Genomic DNA, 25,594 nt, shown 5'->3' on the forward strand with positions numbered 1-25,594 from the left:
CACAGTTAAAACGAGATGGTTAAGAGAATGTGCGGTTTCCACGAAAGCAGGAACAGATTGAAAAGTGATACAGATTGAAACCGAACTATTTTTTCAGATCAAATTTGACGTCATTTGTGCCAGTCGTGATCTCGGTATTTAGTTGAGTCAACTGGTTGTATTGTGGAGGGATGTACTGAACGACTTCGTCGCTTTCCTCTCCCATGATTGTCTTGACCTTCTTGCCGGTCTTCTTCATTGCGGTAATCTGGACGTTGTTCTTTCCAACCGCTGGCCCGGAGTCCTTTGATGAGGAAAACTTTCCGTCCTTGATCGCGACTTGAACCGGAGGCCCAACGACTCCTGGAAATGGAACGAATTCAATCATTCCCTCTTCAACGGGTGCCCCATCAAATGTGACAGTCCCAGAGACACTTGCTCGGACGGGCCCGGACTTGCCGCAGCCTGCGACCGTTCCGCAAAGCAGAAGTGCTAAAGCATAAATCTGCCAACTCGTTGAGACGCCGTTTCGTCGCGATTGGAGATTCGAGAAAAGAGGTGCGCACCGTGAGATCGCGTTCATGCGTCGCTTCATTTTTCTAGACCGGACTGATCAAGCAAGCGTCTGCGCAGCAGAAACACTCGGGGGATCCCGGTTCAATTGCCAGAAACCTCATCGTCAATTCTGTGGATGCACTTAATCCACAGAAGCTCCTGAATGGCCAGTCAACCGTAAGGGAGAAGGTTCAGTCAGGGATCGCTATACAGAATTAGAGTCGTATTTAGCTTGTCGGTGACTCAATTGGCTGGTTTGTTATCCTGCCATATGATTGAATTACCCTCTTCGGGACCCACTCATGAATGTGGAGTCAAATCACTTCAATGTTAAGATGAATGTATTGAGCGCACACGTGAGCATATTTCCATGCGTTGTGTGCGTCAAGTGTGGTCTTTTTAAGGTTGAGTCGATTTGAATGACGAGAGTGGAAAGAGAGTCACACGCGAACGAAACTCTATTGTGGAGTGTGCTATTAAGTCGCGTGCGAGTGATTAATGAAGAACGAGATATCTTGAGGATTGCTCGAAGAATCCTTGTGTTTCGCTGATGAGATCGTGTTCAGTATTGCGGTAATACACGGTCTGCAGACAGGTGGATTCCCTATATGGAATTATGAATTCGCTTTTATGGAAGCCTGCGCTGAAGACTTTCTGGAGCAGGAATTGATGGTGACGCGATTACCGCGGCGCTGTCCCGTTGGTGTGATTACCGCTTCGGAGTTTCAATTCTGTAAAGGTGCTTCTCGCTTCGTAAGAACAGCGAGTTATCACAGATTGCATAAGAGGCAAATGTTCGCTCGTCAGGATTCAGGATGTTCTTGCTGAGCACTTCGAACTTGTCTGATGCCGCGATGACAGTTGCCGTTCCTGTCTCGTCCTGAAAGTAGACTCGACCAGCCGCGTAGAGTGGAGACGCGGAGTAGTTTCCCCCGAGGCGTTCTTCCCAGTGTTGATCCCCTGTTGTTGCGTCCACGCAACGGGCGATTCCTTTGTCGGAAACGAAAAACAGTAAGTTGTCGACGAGTAGCAACGATGGCGAGTGCGGCACCTGCTTTTCGGTTGTCCATTTCAAATGGGTCTCGGTTACATCTCCGGTGCCGGTCGGGTCGATTGCCAGCAGTTTCGGTTTGCCGTAACCCGTGCAAATATAGACGAGCCCATTTCCGTAAACAGGTCGAGGGATCACTGAGTAGCCTTCGCCGTATCGCAGCCGCCAGATTTCCTCGCCAGTGCTGGGGGAGTAAGCAATAACCGCTCCGCTCCCCGGGCAGATGGCCTGTTCCTGCCCATTCACTGTGATGACAAGTGGAGTGCAGAATGAGAAGCCTCTTTTGACATCAACGTCACGGGCGTGTTTCCATATGACTTCGCCGGTTTTCTTGGATAACGCAATGCAATACTGCAGGTCGGTTCCGTCGCAGCAATAGATCAGGTTGTCTCCGGCCAGTGCAGGTGAGCCGCCGTTCCCGTGCTGAGGAGCGTAATCAAGCTTCGTTGACCAGACGATGTCTCCATCGAGAGTCAGACGGGCTGTTCCATGAGGACCGAAATGCACATACAGCGCGTCGCCTTCGAGAATCGGAGTCGGGCTCGCGTGACTGTTCTTCTTGTGCATCTCAACGTTTGTTGTGTGCGTTGCGAAGTCCCTTTTCCAGAGGAGCTTGCCGGTACTCATTTCGACACAGCAGATTCCCAGTCGAATCTCTTTCTCTGGCGCGGCAGCTTTTCCTTCACCTTCGCTGGCTTCTTTGTTTGCTTCCTTTTCGGATGCCTTATTCGTTTCGGCGTCCGCAGGTTTCTTGTCGCTTTCAGGGATGTCCCGCGTTTCGGCGATCGTAAGATAGATGCGTCCGTTCGCCAGGACTGGGGAAGACCATGCCACACCAGGGATCGGCTGTTTCCATGTGATATTGGTGGAGTCGTCCCAGTTCAGGGGAATCGCGGCATTCACTGCGTGGCCTTGTCCGTTCGGCCCGCGAAATTCCGGCCAGTCACCAGCTTCGACTTGTGCGCTGAAGAGAATCATGGCCAGAAAGCCGGTGAGAACCACACACAGCCAGCAGTGCAGCACTGACGATTGAGCTCGCGTTTGGCGAGTCTGTGACGGAGAGCGACAAGGAGATTGAGGTTGAGACAACGGAAGGCCCTCGTTTTGTTGCGTCGATACGTGTGCAGGAAGTGCGTGGAAACCCAGAAGTGACGTTGAAGCGTTATCGCTGATTCGCGAGAGCTCAGTCATTGGCAGAATCCGTTCGTGTCGGTCCAGACAGTCAGGGAGAGACGACTTTCAACAATCTGTGACGGACTTTTGTCAGGAAAAAAGATGTGTGGTTGCATCGATCTCCCTGATGGCGCTCACCGTCTTAATGAAGATGATGCCATGGCGACTTGATTTCTTGAAGAGATGTTTGTTCGCAGAAATCCAAAATCCAAGACTTTGTAACGACTTTGTTTGTGGTCGAGCCGTTGTATTGTCGCATGGGACACATTCGCCCTTTGGGGATTTCGCCGATAAACTGCAGCTGCGGACGACTGTTGAAGTTACTAATGAAGATCTCAGTGAGATGGTGCGATGGCAGATTCAAGTCAAGGCGATCAGGAAGAGGACACACTCAGGCTCGATCAGTTTCTCAAGATCGTGGGCGTTGCTGAGACGGGTGGGCATGCCAAGCTGATGATTCAAGGTGGAGAAGTGCAGGTGAATGGCGAACTGGAAACTCGTCGCCGTCGAAAACTGCGAGTCGGTGATACCGTGACCGTTCAAGGTGAAACAATCGAAGTTGCACAAGATTAGCGGTCAGTTTGTGCCTGTTCAGTCGTCTGCTGCGAGTTCTCATCAGAGGCCGACACGGGGTGAGATCGCTAACTCGTGATGAACACTTCGGTCAGTCAATTCTCAGGTTCCTGCGATTCCACGACGATGGTCCATTGACGATCGTTGAAATGTTGGTTGGAATTCTGACGTTGTGCAGCGGTGACGAGATCAGCGCTGCGACAGTCCTGTGAGGCATCATCAAGATGGGGAGAATTGATGGCTAAGTTAAAAGCTGTGTGGGCGCTCGCCGCTGCTGTGTTGACGTCGACCTGTGCGATTTCCGTTCAGGCGGATGTGAAATTGCCATCGATCTTCGGCTCGGGCATGGTGTTGCAACGGGACATGGCCGTTCCTGTCTGGGGCTGGGCCGATGCAGGGGAACCGGTAACAGTTCAGTTTCGTGACCAGACCGTTTCGACTCAGGCTGACGACAAAGGCAACTGGTCAGTCAAGTTGAAACCATTGGCGCTGGGCGAAGCAACTGCTCTGACAGTCAAAGGGAAGAACACTGTCACTTACGACAATGTTCTGGTCGGCGAAGTCTGGGTCTGCAGTGGTCAGTCAAACATGCAGTGGTCTGTCAACGCTGCGTTAGATCCAGATCTGGAACGCAAGACTGCAAACTATCCTCAGATTCGGCTCTTTCAGGTTCCAAACGTCACAGCGACTGAACCACAGAAAGATGTCAAAGCCCAATGGGTGGTCTGTTCACCACAGACTGTAGGCAATCATACCGCTGTTGGTTACTTCTTCGGACGTGAGTTGCATCAGATTCTGGGTGTTCCAGTCGGAGTTGTTCAGACAGCTTGGGGCGGAACTCGTGCAGAAGCCTGGACATCACCTGAGATGATGGCCAAAACCAAAGAGCTGCAGCCAATTATTGAAGGCTGGAATGAGCTCGTTGATTCTCCCAAAGCTGCTGAACTGCTGAAAAACTATGAAGCGGCTCTGGCGAAGTGGACGGTCAATGCAGAGGCAGCACGTAAGGCTGGAAAGACCCCGCCAAATCGTCCGGCCATGCCAGAGGTGCAGCGGAATTCACGCCACCATCCAAGCACATTGTATAACGCGATGGTCTCTCCACTCGTTCCGTTCGCGATTCGTGGAGCGATCTGGTATCAGGGAGAATCCAATGCCAGCCGAGCGTACCAGTATCGCACTCTGATGCCTGCTTTGATTCAGAGCTGGCGCGATGTCTGGGGCCAAGGCGATTTCCCATTCTATCAAGTGCAGTTGGCAAACTTCCGAGCCGTTCAGGCTAATCCTGTTGAAAGCGATTGGGCAGAACTTCGCGAAGCTCAAGACCTGGCGAAGAAAGCTCTCCCGAATGTCGACGCCGTCTGTATTACTGACATCGGGGCTGCGTTGGACATTCACCCGAAAGATAAGCAGAACGTCGGGAAACGACTCGCTCGTCTGGCGCTGGTGGATCTCTATGGGATGAAGGACATTGTTCGACAGGGACCGACCTTCAAGTCTGTGTCGTTCGAGGGCAACAAGGCGATCGTGAAGTTCGATACTCACGGGTCTGCGTTGACCAGTTACTACAAAGATCCACTCGTCGGCTTCGCGCTGGCTGGTGAAGATCGAAAGTGGAGTTGGGCAACTGGAAAAGTTGTCGGAGCTGACACTGTCGAAGTGACCGTCAAAGGACTCGATAAGCCAGTGGCGGTACGCTACAACTGGGCGGATAATCCTCAGGGAAATCTTTACAGCGAATCGTATCTGCCAGCTTATCCGTTCCGCACAGATGACTGGGCTGGGATCACTGTCAACAACGTGAAACCGTAATCTGCGTGGATATGAGCGAAAGGACGGCGATGCCTTGTCGTCGGTCTTTTCGGTGTTGATGGCAACGATCAAGTGACGGCACAAGACAACTGTGCCGTCACTTTTTTATTCCGCCTACCCGGTGCGAAGGGATCAGGTACTCGCCAGTTGACCATTTGGTGTATCAGCAGGAGGGAATGGCTGAAATGGCGATTGCTTTTCGGTTATAAAGTGGAAATGTTTGTGATCTGCTGCACCTGATTGAGCGTTGAGAGCGATACTCGATTTGATGATCGACCCGATGCAGGGGCGATTTATCTTGAGTCGGGGGACTCGGTTGTGTGCACGGCGGATTGCCTGAACGGCGTCTTGTTTTGCGGTAAGTCGGTATCTTTTCTTGCAGGATCCTGAGACACGATATGAACAACACAGTTGCCCCCGATGCGGCTGCCAAAACAGAACAAGGTGTTCTTCTGGTTTCTTACCCGAAGATCGTATTCCTTTATCCGTCGTGGTTTGTGTCAATTTTTGCAGGACTCTACCTGTATTTCTTCGGACAAGAAGCAGACCCCGCCAAATTTGAACTCGGCATGGCGACAATGCTGGGCTGGACGTTTCTGATCACGCTGGGATTGAATTTGGTTGTCCTGTCGTTCGACTTCCCACGGTCGACGTCGCTGCTTCTTTTTGCGGTGATCGCGGTGATCGTGTTGGGGTTCGTGCTTTTGATGGTCTACAACCCAAATCTGCTGCCTGCGATCAGTCGATTCCTGCATACTCTGCATCCAATTGCCAATTCGACGTTCTACTTCCTGTTTGCAGGAGCCCTGGGGGCGATTTATCTGGCGGTGATGTTCACTGCAAAAATGGACTATTGGGAAGTTCGCCCGAACGAACTGCTGCACCATCACGGGTTCATGAGCGATCTTGAGCGATTCTCATCACCGAATCTGCGGATTGATAAAGAAATCAAAGACGTCTTCGAATTCGTGCTGCTGCGTTCTGGTCGTCTGATTCTGCATCCAAGTCAGGAACGTCGAGCGATCGTTCTGGACAACGTGTTCTTCATCAATCGGAAAGAGAAGGCGATTACGAAGATGCTGGGAGCGCTTCAGGTGCAAGTACGCAACGCTGAATAGTTCACTGCATTCACTCATCAGAACTTGCCACCGAATTGGCAGGAAACAGTCTGTTTTGATGAATCCAAAGCTGGTGATTTCAGGCGACTCAGACCATATTTCGACTTGAGCCCGGTGACTTTATTCCGCAATGGAAATGAAGGCCCGGGCTCGTTGTTTTTGGTTTTCGTGAACGCATGATCGGGATATCTGGTACACGCGGCCCGGATTAATCGAGATGAGCGTTAGCGGTGTTACCATCGTTGCCGACAGGCCTGCGCGCAAGAATTGACCTGTCTGTGCTGTTGTTTGGAAAATACCACGTTTCCTTACGGAAACATCAACACGGGTTGAGCTAGCGTTGTGAGTTGTCCGACGAAGATAAAAAAAGATGATCCTCTGGAGTCACGAAAAGGGACCAGGAAGTCATGCTCGTTCTCAGCCGCAAACAGGATGAAAAAATCATCATCGGTGACTCGATCACCTTGATGGTTGTCTCCATTCAGGGTGACAAGGTCCGCTTAGGGATCGAAGCACCGAAACATGTCAGTATTCACCGCGAAGAAATCTATCAAGCGATCGTCAAAGAACGCGACGACACAGGGAAGAGCGATCACAGCCCTTCCAGCGGTGCCCGATAACGCTGCGGGGATTGCGTTGACTTCGCTTCGAACAGATTGCATTGCACTGTTCGAGTCGCACTATTTGCAGTGAGGTACAGCGGGTCCCTGTGGAAAGAGCCGTCTCCTGAAACGGAGTTGCTCGCGGGCGTATGTGTGCATATCAGATGTTGAAAAACAGCGTTGTCGGATTTCTCCCAGAGAGAGAACGCAGTGACACGGCTTCGACGTGTCGTCGCTGATTGAGGGTCATGAGTTGGGCTGTCTGTAACTCACTTTTCTGAAAAGAGATGCGGGGATTTCCCTGCGTCGTGGATGCTGATTCATCACGGCATTCAGTCGGAAGAAGTGCTTCTTCAGGAACGCGCCACGATGCTGAAGTGTGCGCGGGATCAAGATTCTGCATAATGATCCTCTGAGCAGGAATTGAGCTGACAGGAATTGACGAATTGCTGGCGGGGAACGACCATTCCTGTTTGTGATCGTGATTTCTCTGGGCAATCTCTTTTTCAGCATCGATTTTGCTCGCTGCGGCAGGTTGGCGACTCTTATGGCGAATCCTCTCCAAGACCCCCGAGTCATCGAATATGACGTCCATACTGACGAAATGCTCATCAATATGGGCCCACAGCACCCCAGCACGCACGGTGTTTTGCGTCTCTTGTTGAGAACTGACGGCGAAATTGTCCATGAAGTGACGCCGCACATTGGATATCTGCATCGCTGTGCCGAGAAGATTGGGGAAAATCTGAGCGGCCCGCAATGGATTCCATACAGCGACCGGATGGATTATCTGGCTGCGATGAATATGAATCTCGGGGTCGCTCTGACCTTCGAAAAGCTCCTGAAGATCGAAGTGTCTGAGAAGGCAATGGTCTTGAGAGTGGTCGTCTCCGAGTTGGGACGAATCGCCAGCCACCTGCTGGGGATGGGGGCGTATGGGCTTGATCTGGGGAGTTTTACTCCGTTTCTTTACGCCACACGTGAACGTGACATCATTCTGGATCTGTTTGAGGAACTGTGCGGAGCGCGACTCACGTATAGCTATGTTTCGATTGGCGGTGTGACGCACGACATTCCGCAAACGATTCCATTTCCGCCTGGTCTTGCCGCGTTGACCGGGCGTGAAGCGAATGTTCCCATCAGTTGGGCTGATGCCACTCGGATTTTTCTGGACTGGCTCGAACTGCGAATCAAGGAGTATCACACGCTCCTGACTCGTAACTCGATCTTCATCAAGAGAACAGCAGCCTTGGGCATTTTGCCAGCTGAGATGGCGATCAGTTACGGGTGCACCGGTTCCGTTCTGCGCGGGAGCGGCGTCGATCTCGACCTGCGGCGCGATGGCGAAGCGATCTACACCCGCATGTATGCCGGTTATGAATATGACATTCCAGTTGCTCCATTCACGCCGGCGGACAATGTTCCATCCGAGGTGATCCTGGGAGATAACTGGTGTCGCTTCTATGTGAGAATGCGTGAGGTCAACGAAGCAATTCGCCTGGTCCGTCAGGCATTGGATCGCTATCCGAAAGTGGAAGGCGGGCATCGGACACAATTCCGCATGACCACCAAGCTCCCGGTAGACGAGTGCTATCTGGAAACGGAAGCACCGCGTGGAAACATGGGATTCTACATCGTGGGCGACGGACAGGTGGAGCCGTTGCGTGCTCGGGCGAAGAGTTCCTGCTTCTGCAATCTCTCGGTCACAGAGGCACTCTGCCGAGGAATCTTGCTGGCTGATATTCCGTCATTCGTCGGCTCGCTCGATCTCGTGATGGGCGAAGTCGATCGTTAGACCGATTCACTCATGGATCGGTTTCAGCGCTGACGAATTCTTCGCCAGCATCCGCTAGAACGTTGCACTGAACGGCAGGGACCTGACCCTGCCGTTCAGCGTTTCAATGCTCGCTCGTCATCGCGGTTCTATGTCCCGGATGGAGCTTGTCGATTCCGGTTCATGGACCATTTCAACAACGGTGGTGTCACCATTGTTGTGATGATCACCATGACGACGATCGCGGAGTAAACTTCAGGGCTGACGACACGTTCGTTATCAACCATCAAACTGGCTCCGACCGCAGCAAAGATCAAGCCGACTTCGCCTCGGGGAATCATCCCCAGACCCACGGACAATTTGTCCATTCCCTTTTCAAGCACGCCCAGTGAGCAGACCTGCTTGCCAAGGATTGCGACAAGTGTGATGACTCCGGCGAGCAGCCAGACGCTCGGATTCGAGAAGCTCTTCAAGTCGACCATGATGCCCATCTGGACAAAGAAGATGGGGACCAGCATGGCGGTCAACGGCCTCAATGCTTCTTCCAGTTCCACTTTCTCCTTGGTCGCAAGGTTATGATAATGGGCTTTCTCCAGAATCAGTCCAGCCGCAAACGCACCCACAATCGGAGCAAGTCCGACGAGATTCGCGAGATAAGCGAACCCGAAGCAGATCACCAATGCGGTCGAGACCAGCAGACCATGACCTCGCAGGAACGTGGCGATATGGAAAAGTGGCTTTGTGAGCAGGTGGGTGCCTAACAGGATCGCGCCGAATAGAAATCCGACGGCATAGACGATGATCCAGACGAGACTCATGGCGTCGAAATCGGCCCCTTTCTGAATGATTCCAGAGACGATTGCGAGCACAATCAGACCGAGGACGTCGTCAATCACTGCGGCGCCAAGAATGATCTGTGATTCACGCTGCTGGCTACGGCCAATGTCTTTCAGGACACGAGCCGTAATCCCGACGCTTGTTGCGCACAAGGTCGCACCCAGAAACAGCCAGACTTGCCAGGGATGATCATGCAGCAACCACCAGCCGGTGCCGTATCCCAGTCCAATCGGAACGATGACTCCCAGGATTGCGACAATAAAGGATGAGGCTCCGACTTTCAGCATTCCGCCGATCGTGGATTCCAGACCCACTTCGAACAACAACAGGACGACTCCGATTTCTGCCAGCATCTTCAATGCGGCCCCCGGTGAATACGGGTTCCCGATCAAACCTTCTGGTGGAGCATGCAGAAAGTCCAGGCCGTTCCATCCCGAGAGCAGCGCAAAATTGCCGAGGAGAATTCCGACGCTGAGTTCCCCCAGCACCGCAGGCATCCCCACATATTCGAAAATTGAACCAGAGATCTTGGCGAGGAGCAGGATCAACACGATGGCTGCCAGCAACGGGGCGACTGGATTACTGTGTCCCCCCTCCGCATGTGCGTCGTGAGCCTCTGCTGATTCGTGTCCAGAGACGTGAGTATCCTGCGCTGGTGCAGGTGTCTTTTCGTTAAGGAGGACTGGTGCTGCGGCAGGCTCCTGAGCATGGACGACAACCGACGGGGTCGCGATCCAGCATGTGATCAGGAGAGTCAGAACCGGAGTCCACCAGAACCACCCGGCACGGGACGATCCTTTGAGTGAATCAGGAGTCATTTGCATCTGTGACGTTTGAAATCGAAAAGGCATCAAACAAGGCTTTTTAATTTGGATGCGGATCAACGGAAGGCATTGTTGACCTGAAAGACCTGCCTCGGGAGCGTGTGATCACGAGTCGGGAAAAGCGGGCAACAGCGGCGAGGAATCTGACAGTATCGTCAGAAATGCAGTGTTTTTTGCTGTAAAGCCCGCATTGCCTCAAAATTCAACTCAAGATTATGATGTGTACCTTATTCAAATCAGAAGATTAGGGCAAATCCAGTCAGGATGCTGGAGCTTGCCTTAAAGATAACGTGCGCGAATCGTTATTGATCATTGAACACTGGTTGGAATCGGGTGGAATTTGCAGAACTGAAATCCCAGCCGATTCGAAATGGTCGAGGCGATTTCGTTAACAGAGCAGTGTCCCTGGCCCGTGGAATTCCATTCACCGGCTGAGATGCTGCCGCGCGACGACATTGTAGAGCTCATGGCTCAAGGGAATGGATTCTCATGACGGCTCTGAATCGCATCAGATACTCGCGACGACATTTATTTGTTGCGATCGTTATTGTCAGTCTGCTTGCAGGTCGTCAGGTCCATGCGCAACCAGCTTCTGCGGTCAACGAAGAATTGGGACTGAAGGTTCCTCCCGGGTTTACTGTGACTCGCTTCGCAGGGGATGAACATGCTCACGATATCTTCTGCATGACGATTGATGCGCTGGGACGCGTCGTTGTCTCCGGTCCGGGATATGTGAAAATTCTGATCGACTCCAACAACGATGGAGTTGCTGATCAGGTCAAGACATTCGTCGATGGCCCTGCCAGTGGTGCGCAGGGGATGTTCTTTCATGGCCGCGATCTGTTGCTGGCCGGAGGGGAAGGACTGATTCGCTATCGTGACCGGGATGGTGACGACAAGGCTGATGGTCCACCTGATGTCTTCTTGAGAATCAATGCTGGAAACGAACACGATCTACATGCGATTCGTCGTGGTCCTGATGGTTGGTGGTATCTCATTGCAGGGAATACATCCGGCGTCAATGAATCGTATTCCGCGACGCCGACGTCACCTGTGAAGAAGCCCCATGCCGGGGTGATTCTGCGAATGAAGCCAGATCTCTCGCAAGGCGAGGTCTTCGCTCATGGCTTTCGCAACGCGTACGACTTCGATTTCAACTCGACTGGAGAAGTCTTCGCCTTTGATAGCGATGGCGAAAATGTGATGAGTCTCCCGTGGTATCAGCCGACCAAGCTGTTTCACGTTCTTCCAGGGGGGCATCAAGGTTGGGTCAGTAATAACTGGCTTCGTCCTGACTACTTCTTCGATGCGGCTCCTGTTGTGGCGGCGTTTGGCCGCGGATCGCCGACAGGTGTCAGCAGTTATCAGCACACAGCTTTTCCTTTGAAATACCACGGCGCCCTGTTTGTTCAGGACTGGACATTTGGACGGATTTACGCGGTTCCGATGACTCCGGATGGTGGGACATGGAAAGGGAAGCCGGAAGAATTCGTCTCGGCTGTCGGACAACATGGATTTGCCCCGACTGACATGGAAGTCGGAGTGAACGGCGAGCTTTATATCAGTGTCGGAGGCCGCGGAACACGAGGCGGTGTCTATTGTGTTCGTCCGATCACAAAGAACGCCAACGCAGCCGTCTGGCCGATTGCGAATGGAACTCCGGCATCCACAGCAGACAAGCTCGAACTCTGTCTGAAAGCACCCCAGCCATTGAGTGCGTGGTCGCGTCGATACTGGGAACCGGTTGCCAAAGAACTGACGAGTGAACACTTCATTAAGGCAGCATTGGATCGAAAACGGACCGTGGCAGAACGAGTTCGCGCCATTGAAATTTTGACTGAAAAGCACAACGGATTCAGTGGTGATGTGGCTGCTCAACTGGCAGCGGATGAATCACCGGTGGTGAGAGCTCGGGCCGCCTGGTCAATCGGACGCACGCAGACGGAATCACCAAACAGCCGCACTTTAGAGCCGTTCTTCAAAGATCAGGACCCGATGGTTGGGCGAGCCGCTGTTGAAGCGATTCAATCAGGCACGCCTGCGCAGTTGGATGAGTTCGCGAACCTTTTAGGGCAGCAGTTGCCGCAGAAGGATCGCTATGTTCGGCAGGCGGCCACGCGAGTCCTTGTGAAAGTGAAGCCGGAAACGATTCACCGCATGGCACAGGCTGCCTTTCCAAAAGGTTGGGAAGCGTCGATTCCGGTTGCGGCATCGTATGGTCTGCGTGGTGACACGTACTCCGCGTATACAGTTGATATTGCCCTGCGAATTCTCAAAGGGAAAAACAATGACGAGCTGAAGATTGAAGCGGCCAGACTCTTGCAGATTGGTCTGGGGGACGTTGCCCCTCCGGGTGACAAGGTGGACGCTGTTTTCACAGGCTATGCCCCTCGAATCGATCTGAAACCGAATGCTGTTTCAGTGACAAAACTTGGACAGGATCTCGCGGCCATCTATCCGACGAAGATCGACGTTGTTGATCGTGAGATCGAACGGGTTTTCGCGATGATCCAGCCTCAGGTTCCCGGACTTCTGGATCGGGTTCTTGCCCAGATTTCAACAGAGTCGCATCCCGTCGATGATATTCATCGGTTAATTGTGACTGCACGAATTCCCGGGGCGCGGACCGTTGAACAACGTCAGTTTATTGCACAGGCGCTCTTGAATCTTGATCCGAAGATTCAGACCCACAAGTTGCAACAGGACAGTCACTGGGGCGATCACATTCTGGAAATGTGTACGGCTCATGCGACGCTTGATCCGCAACTTCCGTTGGCGCTCATTGAGACTCCAAGCTTCGGACTTCCGGGGCATATCCTGTTTGTGCCCATGCTTGAACAGAACTATACCGACCGTATTGCCAACATCTTCTATAAACAGGTGAAATCGAACCCGAACTTCCCCTGGTCCCAGGAACTCGTCTTCATTCTTGCCGCAACGGGTGAGGAAGATGCGATGAAAATGATTCGGGCGAAGTTTGACGATATCTCCTTGAGATATGCTGTTCTGGCGTGCTTTGCGACTCATCCGGCAGAAGCCGATCGCGCGCTGTTCGTCGAAGGACTGCGATCCGGGAACATCGAATCGATGCTGGTTTGCATTGAGGCATTGCAGATTCTGAAGTCAAGCAGCGATCCTGCAGAGAACGTTGTGCTGGCGAAAACATTACGCAAGCTCGGTGACATTGGTGAAGAGCGTCAGGCGCGTGATCAGACTGTGGAATTGCTGCGACGCAATCTGAACGTTCGCGATGCCTATAAACTGGGACAGGACGGACAGGCTCAACAAGAGGCGATTTCTCAATGGGTTGTGCTCATTCAGGAGCGATTTCCGAGTGAATTTGCAGCCTCCGAACATGCTGCTGCCGAGAATGTTGCCCAATTGAAAGGCCGTCTGGAAACCATCAACTGGAATAAAGGGGATGCCCTGAAAGGGGAGAAACTTTTCCAGTCTCGCAGTTGTGTGCAGTGTCACGGAAAATCAGGCGCATTGGGCCCGGACTTAACAGGGGTGGCCGGACGCTTCTCCAGGGATGACCTGTTTACTGCGATTGTGTTCCCGAATCAGGATATCTCTCCGCGCTATCAGGGAGTTCAGATCGTAACGACAAAAGGACAGGTTCGTTCCGGTCTGATTGTCTATGAAGGCATTGATGGACTGGTGATTCGGGATGCAAACAATCACACTTATCGTATTGAGGCAAACGAAGTCGATGATCGCCTGCCGATGACAACATCGCTGATGCCAGCGGGACTGTTGCAAGGTCTGACTGATCAGGATTACGCTGACCTCTATACCTACCTCCGCAGTCTGGGGACCAAGTCAACTGCAGAGAGTGGGGCTGGAACTTCCGATCCCTCCCTTTGATCTGTTCGCCATTCAGTGTGGTGTTCTCGATCGGGAATCGATTGTCTCCAGAACGTTCCAGAGCGACGTCCCTTCGGGGCGAGTTCAGGAACCGGACAGAACAGTGTGGTCACCCCTCAGACATCTTCTCGAGTGCAGATATGCCATTGAAGAATTTCGACGCCCTGTTTGCGGCAGCTGATTCATTGTCGTCTCCCATTCCGGTTGCTGCTGCTGGCGGGGCCGATGCGACGGTGATCAAGGCATTGGAACTCGCCAGACGCCGAGGCTGGGTTTATCCCATTCTCACCGGAGACCTCGATCGCATTGCAGAAATCGCTGAACAGGTTGATGTCGATCTCGACGGCTTTGAGATTGCCAGAGACGAGCCGGATTCCGCTGTCGAAGCCGTTCGACTTGTGAAATCCGGGCAGGCAAAACTGCTGATGAAGGGGCAGATTTCGACCCCGTCATTGATGAAGGCAGTGCTGGATAAAGAAAAGGGACTGCGCACCGGAAAGACAATCTGTCAGGTCGTGCTGATGGAGATCCTGCGAGACCAACGCACGTTTCTGATGACAGATACCGGGGTCACGATCGCGCCAACTCTGAATCAGAAGCAAGAGCTGATCGAAACTGTGGTTGATGTCGCCCATCGTCTTGACTGCGTTGAACCGCGTGTGGCCTTGATGTCGGCAACAGAAAAAGTGACAGCTGCCTTGCCGGACACCGTTGAAACTCAGCAACTGGTTGAACTGGGGTCGCAAGGGGCTTTTGCAAATGCGGTGATTCAGGGACCACTCTCATTCGATCTCGCATATGCCGCAGACGCTGGACAGAAGAAGGGGGTCGGAGGGGAAGTGACCGGGGCTGCTGATGCCATGATCTTCCCGGACCTGCTGTCTGCAAATCTGACCGTAAAAGGAATCATGTATACCGCCAACTGCCGCTTTGGTGGAGTGTTGCGCGGGACGACTCAGCCGGTCGTTTTCATGTCGCGTGCCGATACTGTTGAAACGCGATTGAACTCACTGGCGTATGCACTGCATTTGCTGAAGTAACGTCACTTGTCTGTCCGTTTGTTATTTGGAATCTTGTGTCGTCATGCGTGCAGTTGTTCAGCGTGTTCGGTCTTCCAGTGTGACCGTGGCCGGAAATGTTGTCGGTAAAATCGAACACGGGTTTCTGGTGTTGCTCGGAATCACGACAGACGACACTCAGGACGACGTGGTTTATCTTGCTGGTAAACTCGTCGGGCTGCGCATTTTCGAAGATGACGACGGCAAGATGAATCGGTCAATCAGTGAAGCTGGCGGGGCGATGCTGATCGTCAGCCAGTTCACGCTGTATGGCGATTGTCGAAAAGGACGACGCCCGAGCTTTATTGAAGCGGCCAGACCGGAAGTCGCGCAGCCACTCTACGAGAGCTTTGTGGCCGAAGTGCGAGGGCAAGGGATTCACGTCGAGACAGGAATTTTTCAGGCCGAAATGGATGTCGCGTTGATTAACGACGGCCCCATCACACTCCTGCTCGACAGTCGGAAAACCTTTTAATACAGGTTCGAACTGCTCTGAGAATCTCCATTGCAAACGGACCGATTATGGGCCGGTTCTTGCTGCCGTGTTGAGTTTGAATTGCTTGCAGACCTGTTGAATCCCTGCGACCCCAAAGATCGTTTTCTTGGTCGGACGAAGACCGGTGTCTCGATCCGGTGATGAACGAACTTCGACGGTCAACGTGCGGTTTGGGCAATGAGGGCCGAGCAGCGCAAGAGCCATTGCGAGGCGGTATCGCTCTTGTGGATAGATTGGGCATGAGCGTGTTGTAAAGCTCCATGCATCGAGGTTGAACGGAACGACTTCCTGCAGCGGGGCCGGTTGTCCGACGAACTTCAATAATTCAGGTGGCAATCCCTTGGCCGTCGTGTCATCAATCAGGATTTGCACCTGAGCAGGCCGGGAGCAGTAAACCGCCCAGGCTGGCCAATGGTCGCATTTGCCTGCAATTTCGAGAGCCGGATAGATCGCGACAATCAACGTGTATGCCAACGGGATTCGCCCAAACTCCAATGTCGGGCGCACCGGTTGTTGAGCCTCTTTTTTCTTCTTCTTTGATTTTGCTTTGGGCTCTTCAGTGGAGCGTCTTCGGACCCGTTTGTTCCAGTCTGGCCCGAAGACAATGATGTTCTGGAGAATGAAAAACAGGTTCCAGAGCAGAACACCCCATTCGTGCCGGAGTCCAACTCCCAGAATCCAGAGAAGGACGACATGCATCACGATCGACAGTGCGAAACCCCAGCGGCGTGTCGTCGGGAGCAAGAGCATCATCCCGGCGAGGAGTTCCCCAAACGGGAATGCGGCGGCGAGTTGCTGTTTGAATTGCGGAGTCCATTGTGAATGATCAATCCCGATCGGATCCAGCAAGCCGTTCAGGAACAGTTGTCCCTGCTGAGCCATGAACGCTGCGTCGCACTTGGAGATGGCCGACCAGATGTAGATGGAGGCGATAATGACTTTCCAGCTGCGAAGGACGTCAGGTGCCTTCGCAATCAGCAGCAGGATGCCGACGAGGAGGAACTGCATCACCCAGGGCTGCAGGCGATGCTGGTCAAGCGACACGGCACCGATCAGACCGGCAACGTACAGGCCTGCACCAATCTTGGCGAACAGTTTCGCACGACCGCTGCCCACTGGCAAAAGTGTTGCCTGAGCCGTGACGCAGCAGCCAAACAGGGTGAACAGAACGAAGACTCGATCTGCCCAACCGGGGACGCCGGTGAGAAAACTGAGCCACGGAATTCTGGGGGAGATTGGAGAAGGTGCTTGCCACCAGAGCGGCCAGGTCACGCCCACCAGCAACACGGTGAAGAGTGCGAGCAACCTGCACAGCCAGTTGACTTGAAAGTCCGCCTGAACCGGAGCGGTTGTTGAATTGCGATCAAGTTGTTGGGTGAGGTTATTCACTGTTCGACAATCGTGAGTGCAATGTGCTTGGCCGGGAGAACGTTCAACGCCTTCGATGCTGTCTCTGGAGAAATTACGACAGGATCGGGAGAGCGACTGACCGATTCACCTGCAGGTCGGACACTGGCAAGGCTGCGTTGAGGCTGCCTGAGCGGAATCCCTGCAGATCGAGAGTGACATATTTGAATCCAAGCTCCCGCATTTTTTCGACGAGTCCGGTGCGGAAGGTTTCGTCGACAAGACGCCCGAGTGCGTCGAGCGGGACTTCGATTCGAGCAAGTTCATTTTGCTCAAGACGAACGCGAAGTTCGCGAAGCCCCAGCGATTCTCGCAGAAACTTCTCAGCTGCATCGACTCGACGTACGCGTTCTGGTGTGACGGTGACACCATAGGCGAGGCGACTCGACAGGCAAGGGCTGGCAGGTTTATCCCATACCGGGACGTTCCATTCTTTTGCCAATGCCCGGACATCGTCTTTGGTGAAACCTGCTTCGATCAACGGACTGCGAATATGATGCTCGCTGGCGGCTCGCATCCCGGGGCGGTGGTCTCCCTGATCATCAAGGTTGGCGCCGTTGCAGATGACGTCGACCTGAAAACGATCTCGAACGGTTTCCAGTTCAGTATAGAGTTCGGTCTTGCAGAAGTAGCAACGATCGCCGGCGTTCGCCTGGTAGCCGGGGACAGAGAATTCTTCTGTCCGGATGACTTCGTGATGAATCCCGATTTCGCTCGCAACCGCCTTCGCCGTTTCCAATTCTCCAGATGCCAGTGACGGGCTGACACCAGTGACAGCGATGGCATTCTGTCCGCAGGCGAGTGCTGCTGCTTTGGCGACAAGAGCACTGTCGACTCCCCCGGAAAACGCGACGGCGACTCGGCCATAGCTGCGCAACAGTTCGAGAAGCTGGTCAGATTTAGATCGAAAATTGGTCATGGAATACAGTACGGGTGACGAACACAATATTCAGTAGGAAGCGAAAATCGCCCGATGACAATTGACGGGGACTTATGAGTCCTGAAGGCGAATGTCGACACTGGCCCGATGTGCTGTCAGTCCTTCTTTGTCTGCCATCGCGCGAACGGAATCCGCATCGTTGGCAAGGGCAGCCTGATTATACCGGATGACGGATGATCGTTTGAGGAAATCATTCGCGCACAGCCCGTTTGCGAAGCGTGCCGTTCCGCCTGTCGGGAGAACATGTGACGGGCCAGCGACGTAATCGCCAAGTGCCACTGGAGTGTAGTGCCCAAGGAAAATTGCTCCTGCGTTTTGGATTCGGGCGAGCAGTTCTTCCGGGTTGTCTGTTGAAATGTGGAGGTGCTCAGTTGCGAGTTCATCTGTCAGTCGGACAGCTTCCTCAACGGATTGTGCGAGGATCAGGGCTCCGTAATCCTCAAGGCTTTGTCGAGCAAGATCGCCACGTTCCAGACGCCCTAACTGTTCTTCCAGTTCGCGCTGGACACTGCTGATGAGTGATGGTTCCCACGTAATCAACACTGCAGAGCCGGGGCTATGCTCCGCCTGTGAAATGAGATCACTGGCGACGAACGCCGGATTTGCAGAGTCGTCAGCGAGGACGATCACTTCGCTCGGCCCTGCGATGCTGTCGATATCGACTTCGCCGAAAACGTGTCGTTTTGCCAAAGCGACGAACAGGTTGCCTGGCCCTACAATCTTGTCGACGCGTGGAAGTCCTTCGATTCCGTATGCGAGCGCGGCAACAGCCTGTGCTCCTCCAATACGATAAACTTCGGTGATTCCGAGTTCGTGGCACGTTGCGAGGAGATCGGTGTTGTAGGCACCAAATGGAGTTGGTGGAACGACGATGGCAATCTCTTTAACGCCAGCAGCCTGAGCGGGCAGTGCCGTCATCAGCACGGTCGACGGATATGCGGCGGCCCCGCCGGGAACGCAGATTCCGATTCGCTTTAATGGAACGTATCGTTGGCGCAATTCGACTTTGGCTGAGTCGATGACGCGTTGAATCACGACGTCCTGCGTCAGAATGGCACGTTGGAATTCGAGGATGTTTTCGCGGATTCGACGGATTGTCGCGAGAAAGGCAGGATCGGCTGCTGCGTGTGCTGAGGCGAGTTCTTCTGCGCTGACTCGTAAGGTCTCAGGAGTGACTTCCTTGCGGTCGAGCTTCTTCGTGTATTCGAGGACCGAAGAGAGCCCTTGCTGTTTGACGTCACGACAGATCGTCTCAACGACCTGTTGAGGGGTCAGTGGCTGCCCGAAAAGGTCGATGGTTCGTTGCCGTCCGGCTTCGGAGACCACATTCCCGTCCGGGCTCAGCTTGTTTCGCAACTCTAACAGTTGAGCGGCTGCGTCCCCGGTTGAACAATCAATAGTGCGGATCGATAACGGCATGGACTTCTCCGGAATTCCGTATTCCAGCAACGATTGAGCAGTACGCTCGAAAATGTAATCCCGTTCACAGCAGGAGCGAATCGCGGGAGCCCCTTGTCTCTTGGACAAGATCAGCTGTTTCCCGGTGGAGCGTTATTCCTGGTCAGCAGGAGCATTTCTGCGCCACTGAGGAACTCACGATCTTGATTCTCAGTCTGAAGTGAGGGGGAAACAATTGCTTTTTCAACCTCTGGTTTCACTATTGTGAATCGAGGGACCCTGTTTCTGCAACCAGAGCGGCGAAGGCGAAGACTCGATACCGAAATCGATGTGTCATAATCGACACGATCTCATAGTGCGATCGGATCTTGCTGTTGGTTCAGCACTGTGTTGATGCAGTAATAAGGCTGGTGCAATAAAAAAGCCGCTGTTTGCCATGAAGACAAACAGCGGCTAATTCTGGATTCGCTCTCACAGCCAGAGAGACGAATAAGTGGCGGGGGCCGGATTCGAACCGACGACCTCGAGGTTATGAGCCTCGCGAGCTACCGGGCTGCTCCACCCCGCGTCATAGATCCACATACTAGCAGACGGAATTCATTTGTCGAACGAACAGCGACAATCATTTTCAGAAATTGCGTTGCTAGCGAACTAGTGTTTGTTGATGTGAGATGTTGACTCTCGTTAAGTAATGATTTTGCAATTGGTTGTGGCTGGATTCCGAGAGAGTCGTTGTGACGCATTCGATGTTGCTGTTGTTTAAATGGATTGTCGAAGGATTGCTGTAGGCGGATCTCAGGGCATGAAGATAAAGTTGGTCACCTGTCTCTCTTCGCAGCATGTTAGTTTGGCTGTACGGGGAAGTCGGGCAGGTCTGGGCAGGGCTGGTGAAATTGAGCAACTTGTCATGCAAACAGATGATCTCCTTTAGAATAGAGACTGTTACTCCCTGGCGTCCTCTTGGTGGAGTTCCCCTGTCTTAGTCAATTGCGATGCAATGACAGTGCAAAGAGAACATTGATACAAAATTGATCCAACTCGGAAACTGACCTGACGTCTCCTCTCGTTGATTGCGAACAATGTCCATGATTCAGGTTGAATCGCTGGCTAAAGAATTTCATGACATGAAACGAGGTTCAGTCTTTGCGCTGGACCATGTGACATTTGATGTGCAGCCCGGTGAGATTTTTGGACTCCTGGGACCAAACGGAGCAGGGAAGACAACCTGCCTGCGAATTCTCAGTACCGTGTTAAAGCCGACTCATGGTCAGGCGAAGATTGCAGGCTTTGATGTTGTCCGTCAGCCGCAAGAGGTTCGCTCCCATATCGGATTCATGTCGAACAACACCGGAATCTATGACCGGATGACCGGTTGGGAGATGGTGGAGTACTACGGGCGGCTTTACAACATTCCTGAGAAGGTGCTGCAGCCGCGACTGGAAGAGATCTTCGAAACGCTGAAGATGAATGACGTACGCGACGTCCTTGGCAGCAAAATGTCGACCGGGATGAAGCAGAAAGTGTCGATTGCCAGAACGATTGTGCACGATCCGCCAGTCTTGATCTTCGATGAACCCACGTCCGGGCTCGATATCCTTGTTGCGAGAGCAGTGCTGGAGACGGTCGAGTCGCTGAAGTCAAAAGGAAAGTGCATTATCTTTTCGACTCACATTATGAGTGAAGTGGAAAAGCTGTGTGATCGTATTGCGATCATTCATCGCGGTCGAATTCTTGCGATGGGGACCGTCGAAGAACTTTGTCGATTGCATGGCCAGGCTGATATTGAAGACGTGTTTTTCAAACTCATTCGCGATCTCGAAGACTCGCTCGCTGACGTTTGAGCCTCCCGGATTGGATCTGCATCAATGAGATGGAAAAACATCTTTCTGATTTTTCAACGTGAAGTCCGCGACCAGCTGCGCGATCGACGAACGTTATTCATGGTGGCTGTCCTCCCTCTGCTGCTGTATCCCGCAATGGGGATCGGCATGGTGCAGATGACCGTAACGTTTGCTGAGCAAATGCGTCGGGTCATTGTTGTCGGCGCTGATCAGTTGCCGGAACCGTCCTTTATCGTCGATGGCCAGTTCTCGCCACGATTTTTTGATCGCCCGGAGCAGGCTGGAACGATTCGGATTCTGACGGACCAGCCTGAGGGACTGAAATTCGAACCGAATTTGGAAGTTCGTTCTGAAGTCGCCGAGTTCATGAAGCAGGTCGACATTCGTCGGGATCGCATTCTGCGCCTGGCGGAAGTGCAGTCGACTCTTGATCGACTTCCACCGGAATCTGATCTCGTGCAGTCAATGCGAGACGAAGAGAAGACCTTGCGAGTTGAGATCGAGCATTGGTTTTCCAAGGCCCCGGCTCAGGTCTTGATCGTCTTTCCTCGTGACTTTCTGACGAAGTACAACGAACTGACGGCGTCATTGGAGAAGATGAACAAGGACGAATTGAAGAAAGCTTCCGTCCCTCGTCCGATCGTCTTGCACAACAGTGCGAATGAGAAATCGGAAATCGCGTATCAGCGCGTTCGTGTTGTGCTAAAGAATTGGGAATCCTCGCTTCTTGAACAGCGTTTGGAAGCGGCTGGCCTGCCTGCATCACTGCAGCGGCCGGTGCCGATGACGCCTGTGGACCTTGCCGAGCCAGAGCAGATTGCTGCGAATGTCTGGAGCAAGATCTTTCCTGCCTTGCTGGTCATTATGTCAGTGACCGGCGCGTTCTACCCTGCGATCGATCTGGGAGCAGGGGAAAAAGAACGAGGCACAATGGAGACGCTGCTGATTTCTCCTGCGACCAGAACAGAGATTGTTTACGGCAAGTTCTTCACAGTGATGCTGTTCAGCTTGACGACGGCGTTGTTGAACCTGTGCAGTATGGGATTTACCGGACAGCACATGTTCTCTGCGATCAGCGCGACTCGGGCGAATCCGATGGGAGATATCTCGTTTCCCCCACTGGAATCGTTGATGTGGGTTGTTCTACTCGCAATTCCGTTGGCCGCATTATTCAGCGCCCTGAGCCTGTCTCTGGCGATGTTCGCACGCAGCAGCAAGGAAGGTCAGTATTATCTGACGCCGTTATTGCTGGTGACGATGGGACTGACAATGTTCTGTCTCAATCCGGCAGTCGAACTCACACCGTATTACAGTATTCTACCTGTGACAGGGCCTGCGTTGCTCTTGAAGGCACTGTTGCTCGGGACCTCGACTCAGTCTCTGGCGTTTTATGCGATCCCGGTACTGGTGACGAGTTGCGTTTACAGTGCATTGGCACTGTGGTGGGCGACAGAGTTGTTTCAGCGTGAAGATATTCTTTTCCGCGAAGCCGAGCAGATTAACCCACGATTGTGGTTGAAACACCTGTTGCGGGAAAAGGAACCGACTCCGAGTTTCGCGGAAGCGGCCGTCTGTTTCGTGCTGATTGCCATGTTGCAGTTCCTGTTTTTGACCTCGATGCAGGGCTCCCCGGAACTGTTGGCCACGCCGGTTAAAATGGTCACGGTTCAGCTGGTTTATCTGGTTGCGACTGTTGGACTGCCCCCGGTGTTCATGGCATTGTTGTTAACCAGCCATGCCCGACGAACGTTGAAGCTGGTCTGGCCGCGTTTCTCCATGCTCGCGGTAGGTGTCACCCTTGCATTCACGTTGCAGCCACTGGTACTTGAGATGATGGCGTGGTTGGACCCGTACTTCCCGCCGCTTCCCCCGGGCGCGAAACAGCTGATGGACGCGATGGGAACCGATCAGGTCCCGTTGTGGTTGACGTTCTCTGCCTTTGCGATTGCTCCGGCAATCTGTGAGGAACTGGCGTTTCGTGGGTTTATCCTGAGTGGATTGCAACATTCTGGAAGACGGTGGTTACCGATCATGCTTTCGGCGTTGTTGTTTGGAGTCATTCATATGATTCCCAAGCAACAGTTCAATGCTGCGTTGCTTGGAGTCGTGATCGGATTGCTGGCTGCAAGAAGTGGGAGTCTGCTGCCGGGAGTTCTGTTCCATCTGATCTTCAATGGAAATCAGGTCCTGGCGATGCGGTTGAAACCGGAATCGCTGGAATCAGGGATCTGGCCGTGGCTGGTTTACACAAAAGGAAGCGGCGCGGAATTCGAGATGAGTTTCACAACGGGAACACTGATCGTTTGCGGAGTTGTTTCAGCGACGCTGTTATACTGGCTGGTTCGACAGGATCGACGGACAGATCATTTTCTGGAGCGTGGGGCAGGTGAGGAACGCCGACTGAATCCCGTGAGCGCCAAGTCTGAGCACATTCCTAAAGCCTGAACCTGAGATGGTTCCTGAGACTGATGTCTTGTCTGTTGTGAAACTGTCAGATAAGGAATTCTTTTCTCGATCAATTCAGAAAGCACTTTAAGATTGAGGGAGCCGATTCCGGAACCGAGGCGTTAATCCGCTGGCATTTCGGACGGGTTCCTTGCGACTTGGACGGCAGAAACCGATCATGAAGTGGGCGACAGACATCCAGTATCAGGAAACCTTGTTTGCAGCACGTCAATTGATCTGATTTCTTGCTGATTGAAATTGATATGGAATGGACTCGCACCGGAATACTCTGTCTCTTTGCACTGCTAACCTGTCAGGTTGCGGTCGGGGAAGAGTCTGCTTCCGTTCTGGTGCAGCAGTTGGGCCATCCTCGTTTTCAAGTTCGCGTGGCTGCCGAACAGGAACTGCTCACTCGCGGGATTGTCGGGTTGCGCGCAACGAGCCTGGGGGCGAAATCGAATGACCCAGAGATTCGACGGCGCTCGCAGCGGCTCGTGAGCGTCTTGCAGAAACTGGCGTTCATTGAGCAACAGGAGCGGGTTCGTAACGATCCCTGGCTGGCTGGCGAAGAACTGGCTCCTGCATGGGAATTCTATCAGTCAATCGCCAGTGATAGCCCGGCAGCGAGAAATCTGTATGTGAAGATGATTGAGCAAGAATCCGAGTTGATGACTTCTGTCGTCTTGCGACCGAAAGAGTGGACTCTGGATTTCGAGCGTCGCTGTGCTGACTTGCGGACGTTTGTTGACCGCCGCATCAGTCGTGATTTGAACACGGCTTCCATCATGACGCTGCTATTTCTGGCGATTCATCCTGACAATCGGATGAGTCCACTCTCAGCTGGAACCGTGGGGACTCTGGTTAGTGATCCTGAGTTTTATTCCACGGTGGTCCGTGCTCCCAATGATGAGCGCGAAGTTTACATGACATTTCTCAGTCAATGGGTCGAATCATCCGGTCATTCCAGTCCAGCGTCGCGGTTGCAGCTTGCATCGAAGTTTCAATTGAAAGCCGGAGTCGTTCCTGCACTCGAAATCCTTTCGAACTATAAATCGGTGGGGCTGTCTCGGACGCAGTTGCAGAACGCCATCGGATTTCTGGCAGTCTACGGTAGTGTCGATGTGGTTCCGGAACTGGAAAAACTGCTGGACCCGGAACGCTTCCAACCTCCGACTTTGGACACTGACGGCCCTCTTGTGCTGCCTGAGCCACACAGAGAAGACCGTCGTTCAAAATCGGAGCAGAGTGCAGAGGCACAACAGAATCTGATGGTAAACGACACCGCTTTGCTGGCGATCCTGAAGATTACGAAGCAGGATCCCAAGAAGTACGGGTTTGCCAATATGAGAATTGATAATCAACAGCGAGCACCGCTTATCAATGCGAGCTTTGCGACGGATGGAGCGCGCCGATTAGCTCTGTCACTCTGGCTCGCCTGGCGAATTGAACATGCTCATCGGTTGTTGCCGCCATCAAGTGATGCGAGCGAAGGTGTCGAAGCTTAATCCGGCCGCCCTGATTTATGCTTCGTCGTGCTGCCGGTTGCTTCTGAGTTGCTCAATGCCGTTCTGAAAACGTTGAGCGTTCCAAGGCACAAGAGCGATCGTCTTCTCTTGCCTGTCTTCATCAAGAAATGTGATCTGGAATTCGGTCAGAAAGAAGTAGCGTCGGGACTGCACTGATTGAATGTCAGACGCGGAGATATCACGTATCAATCCGAGTGCTCGCAGAAGTGGACGCATCGGATAGGCGATTGCGTTGGCATCAATCCGAATCGAACGAGAGGTCATGACAACATCTAGAGCATTTTGCAAATTGATCTCCACATGATGTGTCGAATTTGG

At 53.0% G+C, this 25,594-nt stretch carries 18 protein-coding genes and 1 tRNA gene; 11 read left to right on the plus strand and 8 right to left on the minus strand.

The window, feature by feature from the left end; translation table 11 throughout:
- Positions 1-85: 85 nt before the first annotated feature.
- Positions 86-562 carry a hypothetical protein gene (locus SH527x_RS15760; RefSeq protein ID WP_437191640.1) on the minus strand — a complete coding sequence of 159 codons (477 nt, stop codon included), beginning with the start codon at positions 560-562 and terminating at the stop codon, positions 86-88.
- A 681-nt stretch (positions 563-1,243) separates the two neighbouring features.
- Entirely contained in the window at positions 1,244-2,563 is a 1,320-nt protein-coding gene (locus SH527x_RS15765) for a PQQ-binding-like beta-propeller repeat protein (protein WP_437191641.1), read from the minus strand.
- Between the two features lie 546 nt (positions 2,564-3,109).
- Here SH527x_RS15765 and SH527x_RS15770 point away from each other — a divergent pair.
- The 5 genes from SH527x_RS15770 to SH527x_RS15790 all read left to right on the plus strand — a co-directional run bounded on the left by SH527x_RS15770 (position 3,110) and on the right by SH527x_RS15790 (position 8,658).
- On the plus strand, positions 3,110-3,331 hold the full coding sequence (locus SH527x_RS15770) for an RNA-binding S4 domain-containing protein (RefSeq protein WP_437191642.1): 222 nt from the start codon (positions 3,110-3,112) through the stop codon (positions 3,329-3,331).
- A 237-nt stretch (positions 3,332-3,568) separates the two neighbouring features.
- A complete protein-coding gene (locus SH527x_RS15775) occupies positions 3,569-5,143 on the plus strand; it encodes a sialate O-acetylesterase (protein WP_437191643.1) in 1,575 nt (524 codons plus the stop codon).
- Between the two features lie 398 nt (positions 5,144-5,541).
- A complete protein-coding gene (locus tag SH527x_RS15780; protein WP_437191644.1) occupies positions 5,542-6,261 on the plus strand; it encodes a hypothetical protein in 720 nt (239 codons plus the stop codon).
- A gap of 407 nt (positions 6,262-6,668) precedes the next feature.
- Positions 6,669-6,881 (plus strand): carbon storage regulator CsrA, encoded by a 213-nt coding sequence (gene csrA, locus SH527x_RS15785; RefSeq protein ID WP_437191645.1) that lies wholly within the window; start codon positions 6,669-6,671, stop codon positions 6,879-6,881.
- Positions 6,882-7,410: 529 nt separating this feature from the next.
- Positions 7,411-8,658, plus strand: a complete 1,248-nt coding sequence (locus SH527x_RS15790) for an NADH-quinone oxidoreductase subunit D (RefSeq protein ID WP_437191646.1) — start codon at positions 7,411-7,413, stop codon at positions 8,656-8,658.
- A 128-nt stretch (positions 8,659-8,786) separates the two neighbouring features.
- Here the strand turns inward: SH527x_RS15790 and SH527x_RS15795 are convergent, their stop codons facing one another.
- Complete coding sequence (locus SH527x_RS15795) at positions 8,787-10,298, minus strand: cation:proton antiporter (protein ID WP_437191647.1); 1,512 nt, start codon at positions 10,296-10,298, stop codon at positions 8,787-8,789.
- 489 nt (positions 10,299-10,787) lie between these two features.
- Here SH527x_RS15795 and SH527x_RS15800 point away from each other — a divergent pair, with 489 nt between their 5' ends.
- The 3 genes from SH527x_RS15800 to dtd all read left to right on the plus strand — a co-directional run bounded on the left by SH527x_RS15800 (position 10,788) and on the right by dtd (position 15,698).
- Positions 10,788-14,165, plus strand: coding sequence for a PVC-type heme-binding CxxCH protein (locus SH527x_RS15800; protein ID WP_437191648.1), 3,378 nt, complete (start codon positions 10,788-10,790; stop codon positions 14,163-14,165).
- Between the two features lie 140 nt (positions 14,166-14,305).
- Complete coding sequence (locus SH527x_RS15805; RefSeq protein WP_437191649.1) at positions 14,306-15,205, plus strand: phosphate acyltransferase; 900 nt, start codon at positions 14,306-14,308, stop codon at positions 15,203-15,205.
- Between the two features lie 43 nt (positions 15,206-15,248).
- The gene (dtd, locus tag SH527x_RS15810; protein ID WP_437191650.1) at positions 15,249-15,698 is read left to right on the plus strand and encodes a D-aminoacyl-tRNA deacylase; all 450 of its coding nucleotides are present in this window, start codon (positions 15,249-15,251) and stop codon (positions 15,696-15,698) included.
- Positions 15,699-15,743: 45 nt separating this feature from the next.
- Here dtd and SH527x_RS15815 read toward each other — a convergent pair whose 3' ends face one another.
- From SH527x_RS15815 to SH527x_RS15830, 4 genes are all read right to left on the minus strand, one after another.
- A complete protein-coding gene (locus SH527x_RS15815) occupies positions 15,744-17,108 on the minus strand; it encodes a MauE/DoxX family redox-associated membrane protein (protein WP_437191651.1) in 1,365 nt (454 codons plus the stop codon).
- A 73-nt stretch (positions 17,109-17,181) separates the two neighbouring features.
- Complete coding sequence (gene larE, locus SH527x_RS15820) at positions 17,182-18,045, minus strand: ATP-dependent sacrificial sulfur transferase LarE (protein ID WP_437191652.1); 864 nt, start codon at positions 18,043-18,045, stop codon at positions 17,182-17,184.
- A gap of 72 nt (positions 18,046-18,117) precedes the next feature.
- Positions 18,118-19,485: a histidinol dehydrogenase gene (gene hisD, locus SH527x_RS15825; RefSeq protein WP_437194637.1), complete on the minus strand. Its 1,368-nt coding sequence runs from the start codon at positions 19,483-19,485 to the stop codon at positions 18,118-18,120.
- A 473-nt stretch (positions 19,486-19,958) separates the two neighbouring features.
- A tRNA-Met gene (locus SH527x_RS15830) sits at positions 19,959-20,032 on the minus strand.
- A 517-nt stretch (positions 20,033-20,549) separates the two neighbouring features.
- Between SH527x_RS15830 and SH527x_RS15835 the strand changes: the two genes are divergently transcribed.
- The 3 genes from SH527x_RS15835 to SH527x_RS15845 all read left to right on the plus strand — a co-directional run bounded on the left by SH527x_RS15835 (position 20,550) and on the right by SH527x_RS15845 (position 25,255).
- The gene (locus SH527x_RS15835; RefSeq protein ID WP_437194639.1) at positions 20,550-21,305 is read left to right on the plus strand and encodes an ABC transporter ATP-binding protein; all 756 of its coding nucleotides are present in this window, start codon (positions 20,550-20,552) and stop codon (positions 21,303-21,305) included.
- Between the two features lie 24 nt (positions 21,306-21,329).
- The gene (locus SH527x_RS15840; protein WP_437191653.1) at positions 21,330-23,750 is read left to right on the plus strand and encodes an ABC transporter permease subunit/CPBP intramembrane protease; all 2,421 of its coding nucleotides are present in this window, start codon (positions 21,330-21,332) and stop codon (positions 23,748-23,750) included.
- 263 nt (positions 23,751-24,013) lie between these two features.
- Positions 24,014-25,255, plus strand: coding sequence for a hypothetical protein (locus SH527x_RS15845; protein WP_437191654.1), 1,242 nt, complete (start codon positions 24,014-24,016; stop codon positions 25,253-25,255).
- A gap of 15 nt (positions 25,256-25,270) precedes the next feature.
- On the opposite strand, the gene SH527x_RS15850 is transcribed toward SH527x_RS15845, so the two are convergent.
- The gene (locus tag SH527x_RS15850) at positions 25,271-25,540 is read right to left on the minus strand and encodes a hypothetical protein (protein WP_437191655.1); all 270 of its coding nucleotides are present in this window, start codon (positions 25,538-25,540) and stop codon (positions 25,271-25,273) included.
- Positions 25,541-25,594: the final 54 nt, after the last annotated feature.

The organism is Planctomicrobium limosum, from assembly GCF_051465645.1.
GTDB lineage: Bacteria > Planctomycetota > Planctomycetia > Planctomycetales > Planctomycetaceae > Planctomicrobium.

Coding starts and splice junctions, on each gene's coding strand:
- larE (WP_437191652.1), bottom strand. CDS start 18,045: ATGACCAATTTTCGATCTAAATCTGACCAGCTTCTCGAACTGTTGCGC.
- SH527x_RS15835 (WP_437194639.1), top strand. CDS start 20,550: ATGATTCAGGTTGAATCGCTGGCTAAAGAATTTCATGACATGAAACGA.
- SH527x_RS15795 (WP_437191647.1), bottom strand. CDS start 10,298: ATGCAAATGACTCCTGATTCACTCAAAGGATCGTCCCGTGCCGGGTGG.
- SH527x_RS15775 (WP_437191643.1), top strand. CDS start 3,569: ATGGCTAAGTTAAAAGCTGTGTGGGCGCTCGCCGCTGCTGTGTTGACG.
- dtd (WP_437191650.1), top strand. CDS start 15,249: ATGCGTGCAGTTGTTCAGCGTGTTCGGTCTTCCAGTGTGACCGTGGCC.
- SH527x_RS15845 (WP_437191654.1), top strand. CDS start 24,014: ATGGAATGGACTCGCACCGGAATACTCTGTCTCTTTGCACTGCTAACC.
- SH527x_RS15805 (WP_437191649.1), top strand. CDS start 14,306: ATGCCATTGAAGAATTTCGACGCCCTGTTTGCGGCAGCTGATTCATTG.
- SH527x_RS15800 (WP_437191648.1), top strand. CDS start 10,788: ATGACGGCTCTGAATCGCATCAGATACTCGCGACGACATTTATTTGTT.
- csrA (WP_437191645.1), top strand. CDS start 6,669: ATGCTCGTTCTCAGCCGCAAACAGGATGAAAAAATCATCATCGGTGAC.
- SH527x_RS15790 (WP_437191646.1), top strand. CDS start 7,411: ATGGCGAATCCTCTCCAAGACCCCCGAGTCATCGAATATGACGTCCAT.
- SH527x_RS15765 (WP_437191641.1), bottom strand. CDS start 2,563: ATGATTCTCTTCAGCGCACAAGTCGAAGCTGGTGACTGGCCGGAATTT.
- SH527x_RS15760 (WP_437191640.1), bottom strand. CDS start 562: ATGAACGCGATCTCACGGTGCGCACCTCTTTTCTCGAATCTCCAATCG.
- SH527x_RS15780 (WP_437191644.1), top strand. CDS start 5,542: ATGAACAACACAGTTGCCCCCGATGCGGCTGCCAAAACAGAACAAGGT.
- SH527x_RS15770 (WP_437191642.1), top strand. CDS start 3,110: ATGGCAGATTCAAGTCAAGGCGATCAGGAAGAGGACACACTCAGGCTC.
- SH527x_RS15850 (WP_437191655.1), bottom strand. CDS start 25,540: ATGACCTCTCGTTCGATTCGGATTGATGCCAACGCAATCGCCTATCCG.
- hisD (WP_437194637.1), bottom strand. CDS start 19,485: ATGCCGTTATCGATCCGCACTATTGATTGTTCAACCGGGGACGCAGCC.
- SH527x_RS15840 (WP_437191653.1), top strand. CDS start 21,330: ATGAGATGGAAAAACATCTTTCTGATTTTTCAACGTGAAGTCCGCGAC.